23 protein-coding genes are annotated in these 24,702 nt (G+C 63.3%); 16 read left to right on the forward strand and 7 right to left on the reverse strand.

Features of this window, described 5'->3' with window-relative positions; genetic code table 11:
- Positions 1-176 precede the first annotated feature (176 nt).
- The gene (locus tag K288_RS0100340; RefSeq protein ID WP_027577797.1) at positions 177-614 is read left to right on the forward strand and encodes a CBS domain-containing protein; all 438 of its coding nucleotides are present in this window, start codon (positions 177-179) and stop codon (positions 612-614) included.
- 124 nt (positions 615-738) lie between these two features.
- Here the strand turns inward: K288_RS0100340 and K288_RS0100345 are convergent, their stop codons facing one another.
- Positions 739-1,464, reverse strand: a complete 726-nt coding sequence (locus K288_RS0100345; protein ID WP_027577798.1) for a CBS domain-containing protein — start codon at positions 1,462-1,464, stop codon at positions 739-741.
- A gap of 236 nt (positions 1,465-1,700) precedes the next feature.
- Here K288_RS0100345 and K288_RS0100350 point away from each other — a divergent pair, with 236 nt between their 5' ends.
- The gene (locus K288_RS0100350; RefSeq protein WP_027577799.1) at positions 1,701-4,409 is read left to right on the forward strand and encodes a bifunctional acetate--CoA ligase family protein/GNAT family N-acetyltransferase; all 2,709 of its coding nucleotides are present in this window, start codon (positions 1,701-1,703) and stop codon (positions 4,407-4,409) included.
- A gap of 169 nt (positions 4,410-4,578) precedes the next feature.
- Here the strand turns inward: K288_RS0100350 and K288_RS0100355 are convergent, their stop codons facing one another.
- The 4 genes from K288_RS0100355 to K288_RS0100370 form a co-directional block, all read right to left on the reverse strand.
- Positions 4,579-4,989, reverse strand: coding sequence for a hypothetical protein (locus K288_RS0100355; protein WP_027577800.1), 411 nt, complete (start codon positions 4,987-4,989; stop codon positions 4,579-4,581).
- A gap of 37 nt (positions 4,990-5,026) precedes the next feature.
- Entirely contained in the window at positions 5,027-5,503 is a 477-nt protein-coding gene (locus K288_RS0100360) for a hypothetical protein (RefSeq protein ID WP_027577801.1), read from the reverse strand.
- Between the two features lie 4 nt (positions 5,504-5,507).
- The gene (locus K288_RS0100365) at positions 5,508-5,780 is read right to left on the reverse strand and encodes a hypothetical protein (protein WP_027577802.1); all 273 of its coding nucleotides are present in this window, start codon (positions 5,778-5,780) and stop codon (positions 5,508-5,510) included.
- 94 nt (positions 5,781-5,874) lie between these two features.
- On the reverse strand, positions 5,875-6,192 hold the full coding sequence (locus K288_RS0100370) for a cytochrome c (protein ID WP_027577803.1): 318 nt from the start codon (positions 6,190-6,192) through the stop codon (positions 5,875-5,877).
- A 171-nt stretch (positions 6,193-6,363) separates the two neighbouring features.
- On the opposite strand from K288_RS0100370, the gene K288_RS0100375 reads away from it, so the two are divergent.
- The 11 genes from K288_RS0100375 (at position 6,364) to K288_RS0100430 (ending at position 16,930) form a co-directional block, all read left to right on the forward strand.
- Positions 6,364-7,074: a helix-turn-helix domain-containing protein gene (locus K288_RS0100375; protein WP_027577804.1), complete on the forward strand. Its 711-nt coding sequence runs from the start codon at positions 6,364-6,366 to the stop codon at positions 7,072-7,074.
- Between the two features lie 419 nt (positions 7,075-7,493).
- Positions 7,494-9,116, forward strand: a complete 1,623-nt coding sequence (gene ccoN, locus K288_RS0100385) for a cytochrome-c oxidase, cbb3-type subunit I (protein ID WP_027577805.1) — start codon at positions 7,494-7,496, stop codon at positions 9,114-9,116.
- A gap of 12 nt (positions 9,117-9,128) precedes the next feature.
- Positions 9,129-9,863 (forward strand): cytochrome-c oxidase, cbb3-type subunit II, encoded by a 735-nt coding sequence (ccoO, locus tag K288_RS0100390; RefSeq protein ID WP_027577806.1) that lies wholly within the window; start codon positions 9,129-9,131, stop codon positions 9,861-9,863.
- Between the two features lie 11 nt (positions 9,864-9,874).
- Positions 9,875-10,039, forward strand: a complete 165-nt coding sequence (locus tag K288_RS0100395; protein WP_027577807.1) for a cbb3-type cytochrome c oxidase subunit 3 — start codon at positions 9,875-9,877, stop codon at positions 10,037-10,039.
- Between the two features lie 6 nt (positions 10,040-10,045).
- Positions 10,046-10,915 (forward strand): cytochrome-c oxidase, cbb3-type subunit III, encoded by an 870-nt coding sequence (ccoP, locus tag K288_RS0100400; protein ID WP_027577808.1) that lies wholly within the window; start codon positions 10,046-10,048, stop codon positions 10,913-10,915.
- Between the two features lie 82 nt (positions 10,916-10,997).
- Positions 10,998-12,461 (forward strand): cytochrome c oxidase accessory protein CcoG, encoded by a 1,464-nt coding sequence (ccoG, locus tag K288_RS0100405; RefSeq protein WP_027577809.1) that lies wholly within the window; start codon positions 10,998-11,000, stop codon positions 12,459-12,461.
- Between the two features lie 17 nt (positions 12,462-12,478).
- On the forward strand, positions 12,479-12,979 hold the full coding sequence (locus tag K288_RS0100410; RefSeq protein WP_027577810.1) for a FixH family protein: 501 nt from the start codon (positions 12,479-12,481) through the stop codon (positions 12,977-12,979).
- 9 nt (positions 12,980-12,988) lie between these two features.
- Complete coding sequence (locus K288_RS0100415) at positions 12,989-15,181, forward strand: cation-translocating P-type ATPase (protein WP_027577811.1); 2,193 nt, start codon at positions 12,989-12,991, stop codon at positions 15,179-15,181.
- Positions 15,181-15,375 (forward strand): cbb3-type cytochrome oxidase assembly protein CcoS, encoded by a 195-nt coding sequence (ccoS, locus tag K288_RS0100420; protein WP_027577812.1) that lies wholly within the window; start codon positions 15,181-15,183, stop codon positions 15,373-15,375. The genes K288_RS0100415 and ccoS overlap by 1 nt, the downstream gene beginning before the upstream one ends.
- A 68-nt stretch (positions 15,376-15,443) precedes the next feature.
- On the forward strand, positions 15,444-15,896 hold the full coding sequence (locus K288_RS44135; RefSeq protein ID WP_051334273.1) for a hypothetical protein: 453 nt from the start codon (positions 15,444-15,446) through the stop codon (positions 15,894-15,896).
- 179 nt (positions 15,897-16,075) lie between these two features.
- Positions 16,076-16,930, forward strand: coding sequence for a 3-hydroxybutyryl-CoA dehydrogenase (locus K288_RS0100430; RefSeq protein WP_027577813.1), 855 nt, complete (start codon positions 16,076-16,078; stop codon positions 16,928-16,930).
- A 226-nt stretch (positions 16,931-17,156) separates the two neighbouring features.
- Here the strand turns inward: K288_RS0100430 and K288_RS0100435 are convergent, their stop codons facing one another.
- Positions 17,157-18,368 (reverse strand): ABC transporter substrate-binding protein, encoded by a 1,212-nt coding sequence (locus K288_RS0100435; RefSeq protein ID WP_027577814.1) that lies wholly within the window; start codon positions 18,366-18,368, stop codon positions 17,157-17,159.
- A gap of 186 nt (positions 18,369-18,554) precedes the next feature.
- On the opposite strand from K288_RS0100435, the gene K288_RS0100440 reads away from it, so the two are divergent.
- The 3 genes from K288_RS0100440 (at position 18,555) to K288_RS0100450 (ending at position 21,884) form a co-directional block, all read left to right on the forward strand.
- The gene (locus tag K288_RS0100440; protein WP_027577815.1) at positions 18,555-20,168 is read left to right on the forward strand and encodes an acyl-CoA synthetase; all 1,614 of its coding nucleotides are present in this window, start codon (positions 18,555-18,557) and stop codon (positions 20,166-20,168) included.
- Between the two features lie 70 nt (positions 20,169-20,238).
- Positions 20,239-21,474 carry an acyltransferase gene (locus K288_RS0100445; protein WP_244442996.1) on the forward strand — a complete coding sequence of 412 codons (1,236 nt, stop codon included), beginning with the start codon at positions 20,239-20,241 and terminating at the stop codon, positions 21,472-21,474.
- Between the two features lie 215 nt (positions 21,475-21,689).
- Positions 21,690-21,884, forward strand: coding sequence for a hypothetical protein (locus K288_RS0100450; protein ID WP_027577817.1), 195 nt, complete (start codon positions 21,690-21,692; stop codon positions 21,882-21,884).
- A gap of 3 nt (positions 21,885-21,887) precedes the next feature.
- Here K288_RS0100450 and K288_RS49340 read toward each other — a convergent pair whose 3' ends face one another.
- Positions 21,888-24,098 carry a hypothetical protein gene (locus K288_RS49340; protein ID WP_051334247.1) on the reverse strand — a complete coding sequence of 737 codons (2,211 nt, stop codon included), beginning with the start codon at positions 24,096-24,098 and terminating at the stop codon, positions 21,888-21,890.
- Between the last annotated feature and the right edge of the window lie 604 nt (positions 24,099-24,702).

The following is a 24,702-nucleotide window of genomic DNA, read 5'->3' on the forward strand; positions in this document are numbered from 1 at the left end:
CGGCGGGGCGGTTTCGACAGTGGTCTGACAGATTATGGTCCGATTGGCCAGTCCTGCTCAGGGGAGGGGACCTCGTTCCGCAGTCGCCGTGAGGCGCAGCAGCTTCGGTGATTGACCTCGGTCAATATGCCAGCGAGGCGGCTGGCTTAAATGAGAGACCTGACAGAGGACTCGCCTTGTACAAATTTCTCGAGCTGACCGCCGCCGATTACATGACGCGCGAGCCGAAGACGGTTTCGCGCGATATGACGATGGCCAAATTGTGCGAACGATTCGAGAAGGAGGATTTCAACACCTATCCCGTCGTCGACGGGGCGCAGGTGGTAGGCATGGTTTCCAAATTCGATCTCTTGTCCTGCTTCGTCTTCACGCCGGCGCGCATCCTTCCGCGCTATGAGGATCTGATGCAGAAGACGACGGCCGACGTGATGACGTCGGAATTCATCTACGTGGTGCCGGAGACGCGGTTGACCCGCGTACTCGAATTGATGATCAATCACCGGCTGCGAAGCATTCCGGTGCTCGAGGGCGAACGGCTCGCCGGCATCATTTCTCGCGAAGACGTGATGCGCGCCCTGCGCGACTGCGCTGCCGCGGCAGACCACCGAAACTGAGCGCTAGCTCAATTGCATTCAGTGCGATGACGGCACTTCACCCTCTCCCCGCTGTTGCGGCGAGAGGGTGAAGTGAATGTCGACCTCTCCCCGCAAGCAGGCGAGGTGAGTACCGGGCGAGTTGTCAGCCCGTCTTCGCCCACTCCCTGTCGTCGGGCGAAGGCAGATAGAAGCCGGACATCGGCTCGACCCAGCAGAGATGGTCGTGGACTTTCTTCACGCCGGCGACGTTCTCGGCGGCGACGACGATGGCCTGGCGGCTGCGCTCGTCGGTGATGACGCCGCTGAGATGCACGATGCCGTCGCGGACGACCACGCTGAGACCGAACGGGCACCAATCCGCCTTCTCCAGCGCATTGATGATGCGGTCACGGATGTGGTCGTCGTCGGCGGTCGGATCGGGGATGTCGCGGGCAAGGCTTGCCACCGCCTGCAGCAGGTTGGACCGCGACACGATGCCGACGAGTTCGTCACCGCGAACGACCGGCAGGCGCTTGATGTGATGCTTCTCCATCAGCTCGACGATGGTCTCGACCGGCGTCTCTTCGGTGACCGTGATCGGGTCGGAGGTCATGATCTCGGCGACCCTGCGGCCTTGCTCGCGAACGAACTCGGTCGCGGCCGGGCCGGGGCCGAGCAGGAATTTCAGGAACCGGCCGTATTTGCGCTGGGTTCCGATCTCGCCGCGGCGTAGGAAGTCGCCTTCCGAGATGACGCCGACCAGCTTGCCGGCGGCGACGACCGGCAATCCGCTGATGTGCCGCTGCAGCATCAGGTTGGCTGCATCGACGATGGTTGTTTCCGGCGTGACTGAAATGACCGGGCGGGTCATGATCTGATGGGCGCGCATGGGTTTGTTCCAGTTTGATGCGGTTGATAGTCGCAGCCTAGCCACACTGTAGGTGCGGTGTTTGAGGCAGGTCAACGCGTTCGCCGCGGCCGAATTGAGCAAGCGCAAGGCCGGCCCCGGAACAGGAACTATTCGTCATGGGCCGGCCACCATGGCTGGTTACGGTGTCGCATCGGAGCGCCATCGCGTCGTAATCTCGATACGGCCAGTGCCAGCCGAAGGTCCGGAAGCAGAACATGTCCACTTACAGATTGAATCACCTGCTGTCGCCCCGCTCGGTCGCGCTCGTCGGAGCCAGCCTGCGCGAGGGCTCGGTCGGCCGCGCGATCGCGCAAAATATTTCCGGCGGCAAGTTCAAGGGCCAGTTCGGCGTCGTCAATTCGCGCCATGCTGAGATTGCCGGGGTCGTGACGGTCCCCAGTATTGCCGAGTTGCCTTTCGTGCCTGAGCTCGTCGTGATCACCGCGCCGGCTGCCGCCGTGCCCGGGATCGTAGACGATGCCGGACAGCGCGGCGCGATCGGCGCTGTGATCATCACCGCCGGCTTGGGCCACGGACCGGGGTCGCTCGCGGAGGCCACCGAACAGGCAGCGCGAAAGCATCGCATGCGGCTGATCGGCCCGAACTGCATCGGCATCATGGCGCCCAGCGTCGGTCTCAATGCCAGCTTCTCCACGCATCTGCCGGCGCCCGGCAACCTCGCGCTGATCTCTCAATCGGGCGCGATCGCGGCCGGCATGGTGGACTGGGCCGCGCAACGCGTGGTCGGATTTTCCGGCATCGTTTCGATCGGCGACCAGCTCGACGTCGACATCGCCGATCTCCTGGATTATTTCGCACTCGACGGCGCAACGCACGCCATCCTGCTCTACGTCGAGTCGATCAAGGACGCGCGCAAGTTCATGTCGGCGGCGCGCGCCGCAGCGAGGATCAAGCCGGTCGTCGTGGTCAAGTCCGGCCGCATGGCGCAAGGCGCGAAAGCGGCCGCCACCCATACTGGCGCGCTCGCCGGCTCGGACGCGGTCTATGATGCCGCGTTCCGCCGCGCCGGCATGCTCAGGGTCTCCGACCTGCGCGAATTGTTCGACTGCGCCGAAACGCTGGCGCGCGTGCCTTCGCCGCCCGGCAAGCGGCTTGCGCTGCTCACCAATGGCGGCGGCCTCGGCGTGCTCGCGATCGACCGGCTGGTCGAGCTCGGCGGAATTCCAGCGACGATCACGCCACAGATTCACGCGCAGCTCGATGCAGCGCTGCCTTCCACCTGGTCAGGCTCGAACCCTGTCGACATCGTCGGCGATGCCGGGGCTTCGCGTTACGCCGTCGCACTCGAAGCGCTGCTCGCCGATCCCGGCAACGACGCGGTCCTGGTCATGAATGTGCAGACTGCGATCGCAGCGCCCGACGAGATTGCTTCGGACGTGACCAAGGTCGTCACCGATCACCGCAAGAAGCGGGGCAGGGCAGCCAAGCCGGTGCTCGCGGTGTGGGTCGGCGCCAGTGGGGCGATCAGCGACCTCTTCAGCAGCAACAGGATTCCGAACTACATCACCGAGGACGATGCGGTGCGCGGCTTCATGCATCTGGTGCGGCACCGCGAGGTCGTGGCGGAACTGACGCAGGTGCCGCCGGCAATGCCGGAAAGCTTCACGCCTGACGCCGCGACGGCGCGCAAGATCGTCACCACCGTGATCTCAGACAGGCGCCAGTGGCTCAATCCGATCGAGATCAAGGAACTGTTCGAGGCCTACGACATCCCGATGGTCGAGACCTATCTTGCCGCCGATGCGGAAGAGGCGGTCAAGCATGCCAGCACCCTGTTCGCGCAGGGCATGACGGTGGCGCTGAAGATCATGTCGCGCGACATCGTGCACAAGTCGGACGTCGGGGGCGTCGTGCTCAACCTGACCTCATCAGACGCCGTGCGCACGGCGACCGCCGAGATCCTGGGCCGCGCCAAGGCGCTGCGGCCGGACGCGCGGGTTTCCGGCGTCATCGTGCAGGCGATGATCGTGCGGCCGAAGGTGCGCGAGCTCATTCTCGGCCTCGCCGACGATCCGACCTTCGGCACCGTGGTCGTGTTCGGCCGCGGCGGCGTCGCGGTCGAGATCATCAACGACAAGGCCTTGGCGTTGCCGCCGCTCGATATGCGGCTGGCGCACGACTTGATCGAGCGCACGCGGGTGTCGCGGCTGCTGCGCGCCTATCGCGACGTGCCGGCAGTGAAGCCGGATGCAGTGGCGACCGTGCTGGTCAAGCTCGCGCAGATGGCGGCGGATCTTCCCGAGATCAGGGAGCTCGACATCAATCCGCTGCTCGCGGACGAGGCCGGCGTACTGGTGGTCGACGCGCGCGTCGCGGTGGGCATCGTGCCGCGCAAGTTCGCAGGTAAAGGGCTCAGCAACTTCGCGGTCAGGCCCTATCCGTCACGATGGCAGCGGCACCTTGAGGATCGCGATGGACACTTGATCGACGGGCGGCGTATCTTCGCGCGGCCGATCCGCCCGGAAGACGAGCCGCAGATCCACGAATTGCTGCGGCACGTCACGGCTGAGGACCTGCGGCTGCGGTTCTTCGCGCCAATCAAGGAATTCACTCACGAGTTCATCGCCCGGCTCACCCAGCTCGACTATGCGCGTGCGATGGCCTTCGTGGCGGTGGACGAAAGCACCCAGGAAATCCTGGGCGTGGTGCGGATTCATTCCGACTCGATCTATGAAAGCGGCGAGTATGCGATCCTGCTGCGCACCGACCTGAAGGGCAAGGGCCTCGGCTGGGCGCTGATGCAGCTCCTGATCGAATATGCGAAGTCGGAAGGGTTGAAGGCGATTTCCGGCGAGGTGCTGACCGAGAACATCGTGATGCTGGACATGTGCCGGAAGCTCGGCTTCGAGGTGAAGGCCGATCCTGCCGAGCACGGCATCTGCAACGTCAAGCTGGCGCTGTGAGTGGAGCGAGGCGGTGCTGGTTCTCCCTCTTCCGCTTGCGGGAGAGGTGAAGTGAACGTGTGGCTAGCTCGTAGCCCGGGTGGAGCGGAACGCGTAACTCGGGGCATCCGTTTCAGCGATTGCGAGTGGTCCCGGGTTACGCTGGCGCTCCACCCGGGCTACGGAGTGATCAAAGCCGCGACACCATCGTGACGCGATAGGTGTGCATCTTGTCGCCTTCGCCGATCGAGACATATTCGCCGGCAACGAAGTGCTCGTCCCTGAAGTGGAATCCGATCTCGTCCGGCGTGCCGGGCGCCCCGTCATAGTGCAGGACCCAGCCGCCACCCTGGTGATGGACGAGGTGGCCGAGGATATATTCCTCGTCGGGTCGGAGGCGGACCACGCGGCACGCCTCGCGGTTGGCGCGCCACAGTTTCTGGTCGATCCTGTGGTCGTCGTCGAGCGGCGCGACCATCACATAGCCGGCGCCGGCATCGCCTTCGGGATGGCCGGGCTCGCGCGCGAGCTCGAGGCGGATCTTGCGAAACTGCGGCGGCAGGGAGGTGTTGAGGATCGGCTTTTGCGGTGCGGTGGTCATCTTGCTCTACTCGGTTCGATCAGCGCGGCGTGCCGCGTCAGGCGTGGTCCTTCGCGGCGGGCGCTGCCGCGGGTTTCTTCAGGCTCCTGATGATGATGCCGATCAACGGCACCAGCATCGGCAGGATTCCGTTCAGGGGATTCTGCACCAGCCCGGAGACCTGCGATTGCAGCCCGCGCGCCTCGACCTGGAGCGCATCGACGGAAGCGCCGTGGATCTCGGTGGCGAGATCGAGCTCGCGGCCGGACGGCGGCCGGAGAGCGAGGGCAAACAGGATCGCCGCGATGGCGAAATTGGCGGCGCCGAGGATCGCCGCGGCCGCGACCGCGCTCCAGATCTGGACCAGCGCGAAATAGGCCGACAGTTCGAACATCAGAAGTCCGAACGCCGCGATCAGGCCCGCGAAGGCCCGCAGGCCGAGGCCGATCAGGAGGTGGCGCAGGCGGATCTCGGCGATGATCCTGTCGGTGCGCCAGAGGACGCGCAGCTGCCTGGCGATATTTTCGGTGTTCACCTTGCTATCTCCGCATGACGAAGCCAACGACCACGCCCAGCGCAAAGGCGGAGGCGAGCGAGGTAATCGGCCGTTCCGAAATCAGCTGCCGGACCTGAGTTTCTTCGCCGCTCAGGACCTCGCTCAATTCCTCCAGCGCTTCCTTGATGCGCGTGGCGAAGGCGTCGGCGCTGGCGCTGGCGGTGTCGCGTATGCCTTCACCGGTCGTGTTGAGGAGGCGCGACACATCGATCTTCAGGGCTTGCAGCTCGTCGCTCAGATGGGTCGTGTTGAACATCGCGTTCATCCCTGTTGCATGATCAAGAACTGTTACCGGCCCTCGCCATGCCGTGGTTGATTTGCGTCAACCTCGCGGGCGAGGCGTCATCGCGCTATTCCAGCGTCTTGAGGTAGGCCAGCAGGTCGTGGATCTGGTCCGGATCAAGCCGAAACTCCGGCATTGTCGGATGTCCGGTCTGGATGCCTTCCGCAAACGCCTCGGCGAGCGTCTCGACGGGATAGCGCTTGTGCAGGGTTCGGAAGGGCGGCGCGATCTTGAGCGGGCTCTTGGTGACCTTGTCGATGGAGTGGCAGCGGGCACAATTGTTGAGCGCGAACGTCCGGCCGCGCTGCTCGGCGGGCGAGGCGGCGAGCGCCGATGTCGTCAGCATGATCGCAATGAAAACCTGGCGTACGGCGGACTGCAGCATTACGGCCCCATCTATCAAGAAAGCTCCGCGATGGGCGGAGCGACGATTCAAAATAGCTTCGCAAGGCTGCCGGCGATTGATCTGCATCAACACCCCCGCGGTGCGCACGCTAGACTGCGCCAATCCGCCGGCGGCATAAGAACGTCCGCCGGCGGTCATTCGGAGCGGCGCGTGAAGGTTTCTCTCTTGGAAGGTTCTCATCGGCAAACCTGTACCGATTGCGCGGTACGCGGCTTTGCGATCTGCGCCGCGCTCGACAAGACCGAGCTATGGGAGCTGGCGAACCTGTCACGCCATGTCCAGTGCGAACCCGGCACGACGGTATTTGCGCAGGCGACCATGGCGACGTCGTTCTTCAGCGTGCTCGAAGGCGTCCTGCGTCTCTATAAGCTGTTGCCGGATGGCCGCCGGCAGATCATCGGCTTTGCCTTGCCCGGCGATTTCCTTGGACTTGCCGGATCGGCGCAGCATGAATTCTCCGCCGATGCGGTCGGCGCGGCATTGCTTTGCCAGTTCTCGAGGGCAAGCTTCTCACGATTCACCGAGAACCGGCCGCGCTTCCTGCGCCGTATCAACGAGCTCGCGGGCCGCGAACTGATCCGGGCGCAGGAGCATATGGTTCTGCTCGGACGCCGTTCCGCCGAAGAGAAGGTTGCGAGTTTCCTGATCGGCTGGCGCGACCGGCTCGCCGAAGTCGCGCGTGCAGGGGACGTGCTGCCGTTGCCGATGAGCCGGCTCGATATCGCGGACTACCTGGGTCTTACCATCGAAACGGTAAGCCGCACCTTCACCAAGCTCGAACGCGACGGCATCATCCGTATTGTTACGGGCGGCATCAGCCTGCTCGATGCGGCACGCGCCGAGGCGCTGTCCGCGGCTTGAATTCTGTCGCCTCACAGCCGGGCTTCTCTGCTCTCCCATTTTTGATCGAAGTCAAAGACGAGTCTCCGCGAACGACGATATTCGAGCGAGCTTTCATTGGAGGTCGCTATGCCCGTCGACTCGATCTTGGTTTCCGCAGCCGTCGTTTCAGTTTTCGTGGTTTTCGCCGCGGTACTCGCTTGGGCGAGCGTCCACGCGCCGGGTGTGCGGCAGCCGGCGCCGGAAACGCGCAAGCATCGTCCGTTCTGATCGGTCAGCAGTCGCGAAAGAGCTCAGGAGCTGGTGCCAAAGCGCATCAGCGAGGAGGCGGCTGATCGCGGTTGATCTCGATCAAGGACGCGGCGGCCAAAGCTGGGCTGATGGGGCAGGCGCCCCTGCAAAGAGAATCAAACATGCAGCAAGTTCAATCCACGAAATGGATGACCCACGGCGAAGCCGGGTTGACGCTATTCTTCACGGTGGCGGCTTTCGTCTGCGCCTTCGCCGCGGCCAAGGCGTTGGATGCGCCGTTTGCCTTCCATGCTTCGCTCGCCGCGGCGGCCAGCGCCGCGGCCGCCTTCGCCATCGTCAACCGCTATTTCGATCGCCCGGCGGAGCTGCCGCCGCAGGAGATCAACGGCAAGCCGAACTACAATCTCGGCCCGATCAAGTTCGCTTCGGTCATGGCGATGTTCTGGGGCATTGCCGGATTTACCGTCGGGCTCCTGATCGCCTGCCAGCTCGCCTGGCCCTGGCTCAATTTCGATCTGCCCTGGACCAGCTTTGGCCGGCTTCGTCCGCTGCACACCTCGGCGGTGATCTTCGCTTTTGGCGGCAACGTGCTGGTCGCGACCTCCTTCTATGTGGTGCAGAGGACGTGCCGGGCACGGCTCGCCGGCGATCTGGCGCCATGGTTCGTCGTGCTCGGCTACAACTTCTTCATCCTGGTCGCGGGCACCGGCTATCTCCTCGGCGTGACGCAGTCCAAGGAATATGCGGAGCCTGAGTGGTACTCCGACCTGTGGCTGACGATCGTCTGGGTCGTCTATCTCCTGGTGTTCCTGGCGACGGTGATCAAGCGCAAGGAGCCGCACATCTTCGTCGCCAACTGGTTCTATCTCGCCTTCATCGTCACCATCGCGGTTCTTCACCTCGGCAACAACCCGGCGCTTCCGGTGTCGGTGTTCGGCTCGAAGTCCTACATCGCCTGGGGCGGCGTGCAGGATGCGATGTTCCAGTGGTGGTACGGCCACAACGCTGTCGGCTTCTTCCTGACCGCCGGCTTCCTCGCCATCATGTACTACTTCATCCCGAAGCGGGCGGAGCGGCCGATCTATTCCTACCGGCTGTCGATCATCCACTTCTGGGCGCTGATCTTCCTCTATATCTGGGCCGGTCCGCACCATCTGCACTACACGGCGCTGCCGGACTGGGCGCAGACGCTCGGCATGACGTTCTCGATCATGCTCTGGATGCCGTCCTGGGGAGGCATGATCAACGGCCTGATGACGCTGTCGGGCGCGTGGGACAAGCTGCGCACCGATCCGGTGCTGCGCATGCTGGTGGTCTCGGTCGCGTTCTACGGCATGTCGACCTTCGAAGGCCCGATGATGTCGATCAAGGTGGTGAACTCGCTGAGCCACTACACCGACTGGACCATCGGCCATGTTCACTCCGGTGCGCTGGGCTGGGTCGGCTTCGTCTCCTTCGGCGCGCTGTATTGTCTGGTGCCGTGGCTGTGGGGCCGCAAGCAATTGTACAGCCTGAAGCTCGTCAACTGGCACTTCTGGATCTCGACCATCGGCATCGTGCTCTACATCTCCGCGATGTGGGTCTCTGGAATCCTGCAGGGCCTGATGTGGCGCGCCTACACCTCGCTCGGCTTTCTCGAATATTCCTTCATCGAGACCGTGGAGGCGATGCATCCGTTCTACATCATCCGCGCCGCCGGCGGCGCGCTGTTCCTGATCGGCGCGCTGATCATGGCCTATAACCTCTGGATGACGGTGCGGGTAGGCGAGGTCGAAGTCACCACGCCGCTCGCGCTGCAGCCGGCGGAATAAGGAGCGTCAAAGATGTCCTTCTGGACCCGCCACCAAATCTTCGAAAAGAACTCGATCATCCTGATCGCGGGCATCCTGGTGGTGATCGCGATCGGCGGCCTGGTCGAGATCACGCCGCTGTTCTACCTCAAGAGCACGATCGAGGTGGTCGACGGCGTCAGGCCGTACACGCCGCTTGAGCTTGCCGGCCGCAACATCTATGTGCGCGAAGGCTGCTATCTCTGCCACTCGCAGATGATCCGGCCACTGCGTGACGAGGTCGAGCGCTACGGCCACTTCTCGCTCGCCGCCGAGAGCATGTACGACCATCCGTTCCAGTGGGGCTCCAAGCGGACCGGGCCGGACCTGGCGCGGGTTGGCGCCAAATATTCGGACGAGTGGCACGTCACCCACCTGACCAATCCGCGCGCGATCGTGCCGCAGTCGGTGATGCCGGGCTATCCCTTCCTCGCGAAGACCGAAATCGACACCTCGACGATAGCGGATCACCTGCGCACCAACCATGCTGTCGGCGTGCCCTACAGCGATGATCAGATCGCCAACGCGGTTGCCGACCTGAAGGCGCAGGCCGATCCCGACAATGCCGGCACCGATGCGTTTGCAAAGCGCTATCCGAAGGCGGTGGTCCGCAATTTCGACGGCAAGGGCGGGGCGCCGACAGAGATGGATGCGCTGGTCGCCTACCTGCAGATGCTCGGCACGCTGGTCGACTTCAAGCTCTACAACGAAAAAGCCAATCTTCGCTGAGAGACGGGACGATGAAAGCAATTCTGACGGTTCACAATCTGGCGTCGCACCTCGTGACGAGCGTATGGACGCCGATCTTCGTCGGCCTGTTCGTCGCGATCGTGATCTATGCGCTCTGGCCCCGCAACCAGGCCGCCTTCGATGAGGCATCGCGGATACCGCTGCGGGAGGAGTGAGAGACCATGGCTGAAACCGAACTCGACCACGTTTCCGGCAAGACCACGACCGGTCACCAGTGGGACGGCATCAAGGAACTCAACACGCCGCTGCCGCGCTGGTGGGTGCTGACCTTCTACGCCACCATCATCTGGGCGATCGGCTACTGGGTGGTGTACCCGGCGTGGCCGCTGTTGTGGAGCAACACGACCGGGCTGATCAAGTATTCGTCGCGTGCCGACGTCGGCGTCGAGCTGGCCAATCTCGAGAAGATCCGCGGCGACAAGATGGTCGCGCTCGGCGCGGCGTCGCTGGAAGACATCGAGAAGGATCCGGCGTTGCTGGCGCTCGCGCGCGCCCGCGGCAAGGCGGCTTTCGGTGACAATTGCGCGCCGTGCCACGGCTCGGGCGGCGCCGGCGCCAAGGGCTTTCCGAACCTGAACGACGACGACTGGCTGTGGGGCGGCTCGCTCGAGCAGATTCAACAGACCATCCAGTTTGGCGCGCGCTCCGGCAACGCCAAGGCGCATGAGGGCGCGATGCTTGCCTTCGGCAAGGACGGCATCCTGAAGAAGGACGAGATCGTCACGGTCGCCAACTATGTCCGTTCGCTCTCGGGCCTGCCGGCGAGCCAGGGCTACAATGCGGCCGCCGGCGCCAAGCTGTTCGCGGACAATTGTTCGAGCTGCCACGGCGAGAACGGCAAGGGCAACAAGGAACTCGGTGCGCCCGATCTCACCGACAAGATCTGGCTTTACGGCTCTGATGAGGCCACCGTGATCGAGACCATCACCAACGGCCGTGGCGGCGTGATGCCGGCATGGGTCGGCCGGCTCGATCCGTCCACCATCAAGGCGCTTGCGGTCTATGTGCATACGCTGGGCGGTGGCAAATAGGCCGCCTGTTTGCGCTGGATCAACTAAGGCACGGGGGGAGGGGTTAGCCTCTCCTCCCACGATGCCAGAAGAATCCCGGCCCATGAACAAGATCGTCCAGATAGACCCCGATCAAGTCGAAGACGTCGGGCCGCTTTATGCGGCCCGCAAGAAGGTCTACCCGCAGAAGGTCTCCGGGACCTTCCGCCGGATCAAATGGGGCCTGATGGCGTTCTGCCTCGGCGTCTATTATTTCCTGCCTTTCGTGCGCTGGAATCGCGGGCTCGGCGCGCCCGACCAGGCGGTGCTGATCGACCTGCCGAACAGCCGCTTCTATTTCTTCTTTATCGAGTTGTGGCCGCAGGAAGTCTATTACTTCACTGGCCTGCTGATCCTCGCCGCGATCACGCTGTTTCTGATGAACTCGGTCGGCGGCCGCATCTGGTGCGGCTATCTCTGTCCGCAGACGGTCTGGACCGACCTGTTCTACGCGGTCGAGCGGTTGGTCGAGGGCGACCGGCGCGAGCGGATGAAGAAGGATGCCTCCGCGCATCGCTGGACGCTGGAGCGCATCTCCGAGCTCGTGCTCAAGCATTCGATCTGGCTGATGATCGCCTGGTGGACCGGCGGCGCCTGGGTGCTCTATTTCACGGACGCGCCGACGCTCGTCAAAGAGCTCGTCACCTTCCAGGCGCCGGCGATCGCCTATATCTGGATCGCGATCCTGACCGCGACGACCTATCTGCTCGCCGGCTTCATGCGCGAGCAGGTCTGCGTCTATATGTGCCCGTGGCCGCGCATCCAGGCGGCGCTGACGGATGAATGGGCGCTCAACGTCACCTATCGCTACGACCGCGGCGAAAAGCGGATGTCGGTGAAGAAGGCGAACGAGCTGCGCTCGCTCGGCCAGCACGCCGGCGACTGCGTCGATTGCTATCAATGCGTCGCGGTCTGCCCGACCGGCATCGATATCCGTAACGGGCCGCAGCTCGACTGCATCCAGTGCGGACTGTGCATCGACGCCTGCGATACCGTGATGAAGAAGATCGGCCGGCCGACGCGGCTGATCAGCTACGACAACGACATCAACATCCAGCGCCGGATCGAAGGCAAGCCGCCGATCTACCGCATCGTGCGGCCGCGCACCATCATCTATACCGCCATGATCGCGCTGGTCGGCGGCATCATGGTCTATACGCTCGCGACGCGTTCGCTGCTCGACATCAACGTGCTGCACGACCGCAACCCGGTCGCGGTCAAGCTCAGCGACGGCTCGATCCGCAACGCCTATACGGTGCGCTTCCTCAACAAGCGCGGCTTCGATCGCGTGGTGGCGATCGACATCGACGGCCCGCAGGATGCCAAGCTTCATGTCGTCGGCGGCGACTCGATCACGCCCGACCGTCCCATGATCGTGCTTGGGCGCGACGGCACCACCGAACTGCGGGTGCTTGTCACCGCGCCTTCCGACCGGAATCCCGAGAAGTCGATCCCGGTGAAATTCCGCGTCACCGATATCGGCCTCGGCGAAGTCGCCTCCGCCACCGACAATTTCGTCGCGCCGTAACAGGAAGTGGAGCCGTCATGAGCAGAGCCAGTGCATCGCCGAAGCCGCTGACCGGGGGCAAGGTGCTTGCCATGCTGGTGGCGTTCTTCGGGGTGGTGATCGGCGTCAACTTCACCATGATGAAGCTGGCCACACTCACGTTGCCCGGCACTGACGTCGACAGCGCCTACGCGGCGAGCCTTGCCTATGAGAAGGAAATCGCGGCGGCGCGCGACCAGGACGCCCGCAACTGGAAGGTCGATGCACATCTGGCGCGCGACGCCAATGGCGGCACGGCGCTCGAAGTCGAAGCGCGCGACGGCAACGGCAGGCCGTTGACCGGATTGCAATTCACCTCCCGTCTGGAGCGCCCGACCGACCGGCGCGCCGACCAGGCGATCGAGCTGTCCGAAGCCGGCGGCGGCCGCTATCGCGGCAACGGCAGCGCGATCGGTCCAGGGCAATGGGACCTCGTGCTGGAAAGCGAGGCTCAGGGGCGGCGCGTGTTCCTGTCAAGGAACCGCGTGATGCTGAATTAAGAGGGCGCGATGCAGGCGACACGGGACTTTTCGCACTACGTCAAACATCTCGGCTCCGGGCTGGCGCATATCGACCTCGCGGTCGAGGGCGTGAGCTGTGCCGGCTGCATGTCGAAGATCGAGCGCGGGCTTTCAGCGATTCCCGATGTGACGCTGGCGCGCGTCAATCTCACCGACCGACGCGTGGCGTTGGAGTGGAAAGAGGGCGCGCTCGACCCGGCGCGCTTCATCGATCGGCTCGCCGAGCTCGGCTACAAGGCCTATCCGTTCGAGACGGTCAGCGCTGAAGCCGCCGAGGTCGAGAATTCGCGCTTCCTGCTGCGCTGCCTCGGCGTTGCGGCGTTCGCGACCATGAACGTGATGATGCTGTCGATCCCGGTATGGTCCGGCAATGTCAGCGACATGCTGCCGGAACAGCGCGATTTCTTCCACTGGATGTCGGCGCTGATCGCGCTGCCGGCAGCCGCCTATGCCGGCCAGCCATTCTTCCGCTCGGCGTTCAACGCGCTGCGCACGGGCAATGTCAACATGGACGTGCCGATCAGCATCGGCGTGATCCTCGCTCTTGCCATGTCCATCGTCGAGACCATCGGACATGCCGAGCATGCTTATTTCGATGCGGCGATCATGCTGCTCACTTTCCTCCTGGTCGGGCGCTATCTCGACCAGAACATGCGGCGGCGTACTCGCGCGGTCGCCGGCAATCTCGCCGCGCTCAAGGCGGAGACCGCAACGAAGTTCGTTGGACCTGACGAGATTTCGGTGGTGCCGGCCGCGGCGATCAAGGCCGGCGATATGGTGCTGCTGCGGCCCGGCGAGCGCTGCGCGGTCGACGGCACCGTGATCGAGGGCCGGTCGGAGATCGACCAGAGCCTGATCACCGGCGAGACGCGGCACGCGGCGGTCGAGGCGGGGAGCGACGTCTATGCCGGCTCGCTCAACATCTCCGGTGCGTTGCGCATCCGCGTCTCGGCGGCGGCCGAAGGCACACTGCTGGCGGACATCCAGCGATTGCTCGATCACGCCGTGCAGGCGCGCTCGCGCTATGTGCAGCTCGCCGACCGTGCGTCGCGGCTCTATGCGCCGGTGGTGCATGCGACCGCGCTCTTGACCATGATCGGCTGGCTGATCGCCGGCGCGAGCCTGCACGATTCCATCATCACCGCGATCGCGGTGCTGATCATCACCTGTCCCTGCGCGCTGGGGCTCGCGATCCCGACGGTGCAGACGATTGCCGCAGGCGCGATGTTCCGCGCCGGCGTGCTGATCAATTCGGGCGATGCCATCGAGCGCGTGGCCGAGGTTGGTCACGTCATCTTCGACAAGACGGGAACGCTCACGTTGCCCGAACTCGACGTGGTGAATTCTACGGCCGTGCCGGCCGATGTGTTCGAACTGGCAGGCCGGCTCGCGCTGGCAAGCCACCATCCGGTCGCTGCGGCGCTGTCGCGCGCGGCCGGTGCGAAATCGCCGCTGCCCGGCGTCACGGAAGAGCCGGGGCAGGGGGTGCGCGGCAGCTTCGGCGGCGAGGAGGTCAGGCTCGGCCGTCCGTCGTTCTGCAACGCGGAGGACCTCGCCGAGGAGATCCTGCGCCGCGATCCCGAAGCGTCGGTGGTCGCGTTTGCGCGCGGCGAACAACGCTATGCGTTCGCGGTTCGCCAAGGCTTGCGGCCGGACGCGCGAGAAGTCGTCGCCGCGCTGCAGCGGCGCGGCATTGCGGTCGAGATCTTGTCGGGAGATCGCGAACCCGCGGTGCGGGCGGCGGCCGAGACGCTTGGTATTGCCGAATGGCGCGCCGGCGTGACGCCGGCTGACAAGATCGCACGGATCGAGGAATTGAAGCGGCAGGGCGTCAAGGTGATGATGGTCGGCGACGGCTTGAACGACGCGCCGTCGCTTGCGGCGGCGCATGTCTCGATGTCGCCGATCTCGGCTGCGCATCTGAGCCAGGCGACCGCGGATCTCGTCTTCCTCGGCAAGGGCCTCGCGCCTGTCATTGCAGCCGTTGACTATTCGCGCAAGGCGCTGCGGCTGATGCGGCAGAATCTCTATCTCGCGGTCGGCTACAATTTCCTCGCGGTGCCGATCGCGATCCTGGGCTTCGTGACGCCGCTGATCGCAGCAGCGGCGATGTCGGGCTCCTCGATCCTGGTGATGCTGAACGCGCTGCGCGGACGTCGGGTGCGGCAGGAGAAGGTGTGATGGAAGTGATCGCGTTCCTGGTGCCGTTGGCGCTGCTGCTCGGGTTGTTCGGATTGCTCGGATTCCTGTGGTCGCTGAAGAACGGCCAGTACGATGATCTCGAGGGCGCCGCCTGGCGGGCGATCTCCGACGATGACGAAATACCGACAACAGAGGGGCGCGAGCCGTCGGCGGCCCATCGTCACGGCGTTTGATCTGGCGCAATGCCGGTGACCCCGCGCAGGCCGATAGTGAGCGTGCTGAAAAACTGCGGGAGGGTGCCATGACATCGACAGCACGGACGGAATCGATCGCGGGCAGGCTGATCGGCAAGCTCACGGGCTTCCTTGACCGGTTCCGCGATGTCGGCGAGATCCGCAATCTCAGCCCCGCCGAGGCCTGTTCCGTGGCGCATGACCTCCGGATCGCGCCGAGCGATCTCGAGATGCTGGTTGCCCGAGGGCGCCATGGTGCCAACGAATTGCCGCAGATGCTGAAGGCGCTCGGGATCGACGAAGGTGCCATCAAGCGCGCGGAGCCGGGCGCGCTGAATGATATGAGGCGGGTGTGCGCGCTCTGCATCGAGAAATCCCGCTGCAACCGCGAGCTCGAGGCCGGAACCGCGGCCCTGCATCATCGCGAATATTGCGCCAACACCTACACGATCGACTCGCTCGGGACGGAGCCGAAGCCCGACCAGACCGAGCTCCAGCTTCGCGGGCCCTGCTGCTGCTGAGCGGGAACGTTCGTCTTCCCGACTGGACCGGCGCCGGCGGTGCCGGCAGGCCAAACTGTACCGTATCCTTGAAGGCGGGGCCCTGCTAACCATGGGCATGGGCGGCGGCCGGCTGGTCGCCGCGATCGTCTGTGTGCGCCGGCGCAACGCCTGCGCGTTTTACGAGAAGGATACGAGCAATGATCGAAACCGTTGGCATCATCGGGGCAGGCACTATGGGCAACGGCATCGCCCAGATCTGCGCCGCCGCCGGGCTTCAGGTGGTGATGGTCGATATCTCGGACGCCGCCGTGCAGCGCGGGCTGGCAACCGTCGGCAGCAGCCTGGACCGCCTGGTCAAGAAGGAGAAGATGACCGAGGCCGACAAGAACGCCGCGCTCGGACGCATCAATGCGACCACCGACAAGGCCAAGCTTGCCGCCTGCGATCTCGTGATCGAGGCAGCGACCGAGAACGAGGAATTGAAGCTCAAGATCCTAAAGGATCTCAGCGCGACGCTGAACCCGCGGGCGGTGATCGCTACCAATACGTCTTCGATCTCGATCACCAAGCTTGCCACTGCGACTGACCGGCCGGACCGCTTCATCGGCATGCACTTCTTCAACCCGGTGCCGGTGATGGCGCTGCTCGAACTGATCCGCGGCCTGCAGACCTCGGACGATACGCTGGCCAAGGCGGAAGCTTTTGCGAAGCGCGTCGGCAAGGTCGCGATCACAGCCAAGAACAGCCCCGGCTTCGCGGTCAACCGCATCCTGTGCCCGATGATCAACGAGGCGATCTTCGCGCTGCAGGAAGGGATCGCCACCGCCGAGGAGATCGACGCCGGCATGAAGCTCGGCTGCAACCACCCGATCGGTCCGCTGGCGCTCGCCGACCTGATCGGGCTCGACACCATGCTGTCGGTGATGGACGTGTTCTACAACGGCTTCAACGATCCGAAATATCGCGCAGCGCCGCTGCTCAAGGAGATGGTCGACGCCGGCTATCTCGGCCGCAAGAGCGGCAGGGGTTTTTACGACTACGGCAAGGCGTGAGTCAGGCTTTGCCCACCCTGCGACTTCGTTGCAACATGAGAGACGCGGGCGCGATGCCAATTGATGTGCCCTCGCCCCTTGTGGGAGAGGGCCGCTCACGTGTCTGCAGCGAGCTCGCTGGGGTGAGGGGTTCTCTCCACTCGCGCTGTCGCCCGCGGAGAGAACCCCTCATCCGTCGCGCATTTCATGCGCGCCACCTTCTCCCACAAGGGGAGAAGGGAAGCCTTCACTTCACCAGCGCGCAGCCGCCGTCCTTCAGCGGGCGGAAGGCCTGGTCGCCGGGGACCTCGGCCAGCACCTTGTAATAGTCCCAGGGCACCTTGGATTCCTCGGGCTTCTTCACCTCGAACAGGAACATGCTGTGCACCATGCGGCCGTCCGCGCGCAGCACGCCGTTGTCGGTGAAGGCGTCGCGCACCGGCATTTCGCGCATCTTGGCCATCACGGGTTTTGTGTCTTTGGTGCCCGCAGCCTGCACGGCCTTGAGATAGTGCAGAGTGGCGCTGTAGGTCGCGGCCTGGTTCATCGTCGGCATCCGCTTCATGCGCTCGAAGAATCGCTTGCCGAAGGCGCGGGTCTTGTCGTTGAGGTCCCAATAGTAGGCCTCGGTGACGATCAACCCCTGTGCGAGCTTCAGCCCGAGGCTGTGCACATCGGAGATGAACATCACGATTGCCGCCAGATTCTGCCCGCCGGCGACGATGCCGAATTCGCCGGCCTGCTTGATGGTGTTGATGGTGTCGCCGCCGCCATTGGCGAGGCCGATGATCTTGGCCTTTGACGCCTGCGCCTGCAGCAGGAAAGAGGAGAAATCCGCCGTGTTGAGCGGATGCTTGACGCTGCCGAGCACCTTGCCGCCGGCGGCCTTCACGACATCGCCGGTGTCGCGCTCGATCGAATGGCCGAACAGATAGTCCGCGGTGATGAAGAACCAGCTGTCGCCGCCGTTCTTGACGATGGCGCTGCCGACGGTGTGGGCGTTGGAATAGGTGTCGTAGGTCCAGTGCGCGACGTAGGGACCGCAGGACTTGCCGGTGATATCTGAGCTCGCGGCGTCCGTGACGATCATGATCTTCTCGTACTGCTTGGACAATTCCATCACCGCAAGCGCGGTGGCGGACGTCGGCAAATCGATGATCATGTCGACGCCTTCGTTCTCCCACCATTTGCGGGCCATGGTGGCCGCGATATCAGGCTTGTTCTGCACGTCCGCGGAGGCGAGTTCGATGGGCTTGCCAAACATGGTGCCGCCGAACTCCTCGATCGCCATCTTGGTCGCTTCGACATTCCCCGCGCCGCCGATGTCGGAATAGACCGACGAGAAATCGGTGAGCACGCCGATCTTCAGCGGTGTCGCGGCTGGCTGTGCGAAAGCAGGGCTGATCAGCAGGGTGAACAACAGGCCAGCCGCCGACAACATCGTTGCGATGGGTCTCATCGGTATTTCCTCCCGGTTTTTTATCGTTGCCCGACAAAGTAGATTTTGATTTCCATCCGAGTCAATTGCGATAATCTGGCGCGTCAAAATACGTGTGCATGGGGCATGCACGGCCGGTTCGGCGCAAACAGAACGAAAAAGCATCGTCCGAACCAGAAGAAACGGCGGACGTTCAGGGAGGGAAACATGACCGCGGACATCACCACGACCATTCAGAAGGCGCGCGAGCAAAGCATCGGCGACCTCTTGCGCCGCTCGGCCCGGCGCTATCCCGACAAGACCGCGCTGGTCTGCGGCGCGGTGAGCTGGACCTATGCGGAGATGGACGCGATCTGCAACCGCCTTGGCCGCGGCCTCGGTGGTCTCGGGATGAAGAAGGGCGACCGCGTCGCGGTGCTGTCGCGCAACTCGCACGCTTTTGCCGCGCTGCGCTTTGCGCTCGCCAAGATCGGCGCGATCCTGGTGCCGATCAATTTCATGCTGAACCCGGACGAGATCAATTTCATCCTCGCCAACTCCGGCGCCCGGCTGCTCGCCGTCGGTCCCGATCTCGTCGACGCCGGCCGCGCCGCAACCGCCAAGGGCACGAAGGTCGAGAAACTGATCTGGCTCCCGGGCGAGGATGCCGCCGAGCCGCCGAGGGACATCACGACCTTTGCGGACCTGCTTGCTGCCGACGGCTTGCCGCTCGAGGCTTCCGTCGACAGCCGCGACATCGCGCAGATCATCTATACCAGCGGCACTGAGTCGCTGCCCAAGGGCGCCGTCCTCACCCATGAAGCGGTGATGTGGCAATATGTGAGCTGCATCATCGACGGCGGCATGGCGGCGGAGGACACCATCCTGCACGCGCTGCCGCTCTATCACTGCGCGCAGCTCGACGTCTTCCTCGGTCCCGGCATCTATCTCGGCGCGACCAACGTGATCACCGGCAAGCCGGTGCCGGATCACATCCTCTCGCTGATCGCGGCGCACAGGATCAACGCCTTCTTTGCGCCGCCGACGATCTGGATCGCGATGCTGCGCTCGCCGGCCTTCGACAAGACCGACCTGTCGAGCCTGCAAAAGGGCTATTACGGCGCATCCATCATGCCGGTGGAAGTGCTGCTCGAATTGCAGCGGCGCCTGCCGGGCGTCAAGTTCTGGAACTTCTACGGCCAGACCGAGATCGCGCCGCTCGCGACCGTGCTGAAGCCCGAGGATCAGTTGCGCAAGGCGGGATCGGCGGGCAAGCCCGCGCTCAATGTCGAGACGCGCGTGGTGAACGCCGACATGGAGGACGTCAAGGTCGGCGAGGTCGGCGAGATCGTGCATCGCTCGCCACATCTGTTGTCCGGCTACTACAACGATCCCGCCAAGACGGAGGCCGCCTTTGCCGGCGGCTGGTTCCACAGCGGCGATCTTGCAACCGTTGACGAGGAGGGGCACGTCACCGTGGTCGACCGCGTCAAGGACATGATCAAGACCGGCGGCGAGAATGTCGCGAGCCGCGAGGTCGAGGAGATGGTCTATCGGCTGCCGGCGGTCTCCGAAGTCGCGGTGGTCGGCCTGCCGGATCCGCGCTGGATCGAGGCGGTGACCGCGATCGTGGTGGTCAAGAGCGGCGAAACGCTGGATGAGGAGACCGTCATCAGGCATTGCGCCGGCCAGATGGCGCATTTCAAGGTGCCGAAGCGTGTGATCTTCGTCGACAGCCTGCCCAAGAACCCGAGCGGCAAGCTGCTGAAGCGGGAATTGCGGACGCGTTTCCTTGGCAGCGAAACACTCGATCGTGCGATTCAGAAAAACTTCGTGGGCTGAGCAGCCGATTCAAGCGCGCATGAACGGCTCACGACGCCATAGCTGATCGGATTTCCTTGGGCGACCGTATATGGTTGTGTCACAGCCGTGGTATACCGCGGCAGCGACGAAGCACCATTGCGACACGCAGGGGCCGATGCTCAAGAAATCCGACGGCGCCGAGCTGGCCGCGGGGACCGGGACACGCGTTGTTCCGCTCGATCGCGCGCGCACCTTCATCACCTTCCTGGTGGTGCTGTACCACGGCGTGATCAACTACACCTATTTCGGCATTGGCGGCGACCGGATGCGATGGCTCGGCTTCGATCTGATCGCGCTGTTCAACGACAGCTTCTTCATGGCCTGCATGTTCTTCATCTCGGGCCTCTTCGTTCACGACAGCCTGGCGCGCAGGGGGCCGGCGAACTTCCTCGGCAGCCGCGCGTGGCGGCTGGGCATCCCATATCTGGTGTCGATCTTCGTGCTGATGCCGATCGCTTACTACCGCTACCATGTGACGGAGCTTAGTTTCCCGCAGTTCTACCGGCACATGGTTACGGTCGGCCCGTGGTCGTCGGGGTCGGCCTGGTTCCTGTGGGTGCTGCTTGCGCTGAACGCGATCGCCGCATTGATTTGGGCCGTGGCACCGCGCGCGATCCCTGCGCTCGGGCGGCTCGTCGACGGCTTCCGTCAGCGGCCGATGGCGGCCTTCGCCACGTTCCTGATTTTCTCGATCGTGATCTATCTGCCGCTGCGGCTGGAGTTCGGCGATGCCGCCTGGTTTGTGCCCGGCCATTACCCGCTGCCGATCCAGACCAGCCGCATCCTGCTTTACACCGGCTACTTCTTCACCGGCGTCGCGGTCGGCGCCATCAGCCTGCGAGGCGGGATACTGGCGGAGGATGGGGAGCTGGCGAAGCGCTGGATGCTGTGGCTCACTTGTGGGCTCGCGTTCTACGGTGTCATCCTGCTCCTGGTCTATGTCCATCACAGCGTGCTGCCGGATTTCCGTTCACCGCCGCTGTGGTGGCACACCGCCTACGGCCTGGCCTTTGCGATGTTCAACGCGGCGATGACCTTCACAGTGCCCGCGCTGTTCCTGCGCTTTGCGCAATCACGGTTTCGGTTCCTCGATGCGATGCGGCCTTCAGCCTACGGCATCTATCTCGTGCATTTCGTCCCGCTGATCTGGCTCCAATATCTCGTCTACGAGCCGGCGTTGCCGGTGTTCGCCAAATTCGCGATCGTCTTTCTCGGCACGCTGTTCATCAGTTGGGGCGCGACCATCTTGCTACGCAGAATTCCGCTCGTCGCGCGCATGATCTGACCCGTGGTCGGGAGGGGCCGATCTGGGCCGGACGGCCTTATGGGGCCTTTATAAAAAGACAAGGCGGCCACCATGGAATTTACACGCCTTGCCATTCACCTTCCGGACAAGCGTTCGGTCGCGCCGTGGCGATAAGGACAGAAGATGATTCTCCGCTTTGAGCGTCGGGGCCGGCAAATTCACCTGCGCGGTGTTCGCGCTGCTTGGAGGCCAAGATGACGGTCTATCATGCATACATCGTTGGGCTGCACGGCCGATCGATTGGAGTGGTTCGGATAGATTGCGTCGATGACGACTCGGCCATCAAATCCGCCGAGCGTCTTGTCGACAGCCACGATGTGGAGCTCTGGCAGATGGATCGGCCCGTCGCCAGGTTCGACGCCCCGTCGAAGCAGGTGTTCAGAAAATAGCCATCACCTTACGATGGACAGGCGAACCTCCTGCGTCGTTCCGACGGGCGGTGGTTCGATGCCCGAATTTGGCGGGGGAGACGTGGCGAAGAAGCCGAACGCGGGTATCACCATCTCGAGTTCTCGCCGGTAAGCTTCGTAGTCAGGTGCACCGGGCTGAATGAAGCCAAGCTGAGGGGTTTGGTCAGCGACACGCCTGAGCACAATCGGAGCGCTCGCCGGCGTGAAACGTGCACCAGCAGGGTTTGATAACGTTGTGACCAGGCCGCGGGCGGGCTCGTTACCTTCGGGGCGAGATACCATGATCAGGCGCATCGCCCCCTTTTCGACCGTGACGAAGCTGATGAACGGCCGGCCGTCCGGGACGTAGACTCGACCTCTTTGCGTGTGTCCGGCATCGACACGTTCACGCTCCTCAAACATGAGGCACGATTCTGTCTCGTCCCAATGAACAGCTATCAAGTAGGCATTGATGACCTCAGCGGAAGAGAAGGCTGGCCGGAAACACACATAACGCCCTTCCAAAGCCTCGACGCTTGCGCGGGTGTAGCGGCCGAGATCATGCGCAGCCTCGGATCCGGACGGCGATGCGGCCTCGGAATCGTCAGCAATCAAGGGCGCCTGAATAGTCGCGGGCGGATATTTGGCGGCGTTCTCGGCGGCATCTTTGCGTATGCGCTCGGACCTATTGAACATCGCGAGAACCATGGCGCCGACGCTGAAGCCAGTCAGCCCCGTGCTCAGTAGTATGTTTCGAACCGCGTGTTCAGGATGCACGTAGAACTGAGCCAGAACGTTTTCGTCGAGGAGTGATCCGACCAGCCATCCCGCGCCCATGAGTGCGAGTCCGTTGCCGACCGCCCCGAAAAACGACGCGCGGTACCAAGTCCAATCCAAGGAGCCCAGATAGGAACAAAGAAGGCCAAGTGAGATCGTGCAAATGAAGGGTGTGATGATTCCTGGCAAACGCTCAACCAACTGAGCGAAGACCCCCTGAAATCCGTGATCCTGCATCAATGCGGGCACCAGCGGAATGCCGATCCGCACGGCGATTGCCAGCCCCACGACGATCAGGGCCGCGAGTATGAGTTCGGCTATGGGCGGAAACGCCGTCTTGTCTCCCTGGTGGCGCTCTATGAAGCGTTGCGCTACCACGATTGCTCCGAGGACTGCGAACCCCATCGAGACGCCGAAGGTGATTGCAATGATGAGAGCTTTTCCCATTCCGATCGGACGCGTCCCCGGCATGAACATCATCATGCCGACGCTCAGAAGGATTACGAACAGGATCGTGGCTACCCATTTATCCGGTCCGAACCTTGGTGTTGGGTGAGCATCGAATCCCATGTCCTTAAGGCGCTCAAGTCGCCCATTGTGTGTCATCTCGCAGAAAAGGACATAGCGCGCGACGAGGCTACAAGTAAGGTTCGAAACCTCCGCAATGTTGCAATTCAACGCTTCCTTCAATTCGCGGGTTGGTTGCAGAGATGTGAAAAACGCAAGGCCAGTGTGCATCAGGTCTTCGTAACGTGCATCTGCGCGAGCGGCTATCGCCTCACCCTGTTGCATGATCCTGGCGTAGGCGGATTTGCTATATCCGTTCCTGGCAAATTCAGGAACTGTGCCGTTGTTCCCGGGCCCGACGAACAGGTTGTACAACGCGATAGCCCGCGTGAAGCGGGCAGGAAGCTCGCCATCCCTGCTGAAGTCCAGCGCTCGCACACCGATATTCTCGGAAATGATTTTGGTGATTTGACCTCGAAGCTTTCCCGCCGGCTCAAAACCCGCGTCTTGCGCGAGTTCGATCGCCAGTCGATCGGCTTCGCGCGGAATCGCAGCTATCTTTATGCAGAACGCCCGCGCGGCCGAATCGATTCTCGCCACCTGACGGAATTGCGAAGCAACAACGATGATGAGCGCGGCCACGATTGGAGCATATAAAGCGAGTGCGGCTTGCGCCTCCGGATTCACCCCTGTCGTCGCCTTGCTGATCCAGTCGTAGCCAATGCTACCCTGGAAAAGTCCGATCATCACCAGACCCCAGAGCGGGATGAGCAGGGCGAAATAAAGAATAACGCCGAGGAAGAACAGCGCAAAGGTCGTGCCCGACCGATTGGTGGGCGGCGAGTTGAAGCGCGACCAGGCAACCACGTAGAGTGCCAGGACCGCAATGATCCACTCACTCTTGGTGACGATCTCACGGAAAATGGTCATGTCATACACTCCCACACAGCCAACCGACGGCTGGACATCGGCGCTGCCTCTCGGCGAGGCGATCTCAAATGAATGCGGGTGTGCGCGATCGAGACAGGCGCTGCGCGTCGTTCGCACACGTGCCCCAAACAACTCAGCGAAATATACCGTGAAATAAAACGGGGAGTGTGATGTGGCCCACAGTTGTCGGAGAAATTCCGTTTAGACCGTCATTGCTTCGGTGAACGATGCCCCTTGGCGGCCTTCGATCGTTCAAGCCGACTTGCCCAGCCATGGTCTGCTCTGCCGCTAGCAGCGGACATCGTTTGTGTGTGAGCCCACGACGTGATTGCAGCGAAAGGTCTCGCACGCCGAACACGTCAAGGCGCGTGAACCATGGGCCCGTAGTAGCCGCCCCAGTGGCCCCACATATCGCGGCCTTCATAACCGCAGAGCTCGCTACGCAAATCGCTAGCGCGGCTACCGTAGCAGGGACGCCAGTCGTTATAGCCCGTGCCGATAATGGCATTTGCGTCGGCGTTCTCTGTGAGGTGCCGCGAGTGAACATAGTTCTCGCGAGCCAGAGCGGGAGTTGCGAACATGGCCGCGCCGATCAGCGCGGCTG

It is taken from the genome of Bradyrhizobium sp. Ai1a-2, from assembly GCF_000426245.1.
In the GTDB taxonomy this organism is placed as follows: Bacteria; Pseudomonadota; Alphaproteobacteria; order Rhizobiales; family Xanthobacteraceae; genus Bradyrhizobium.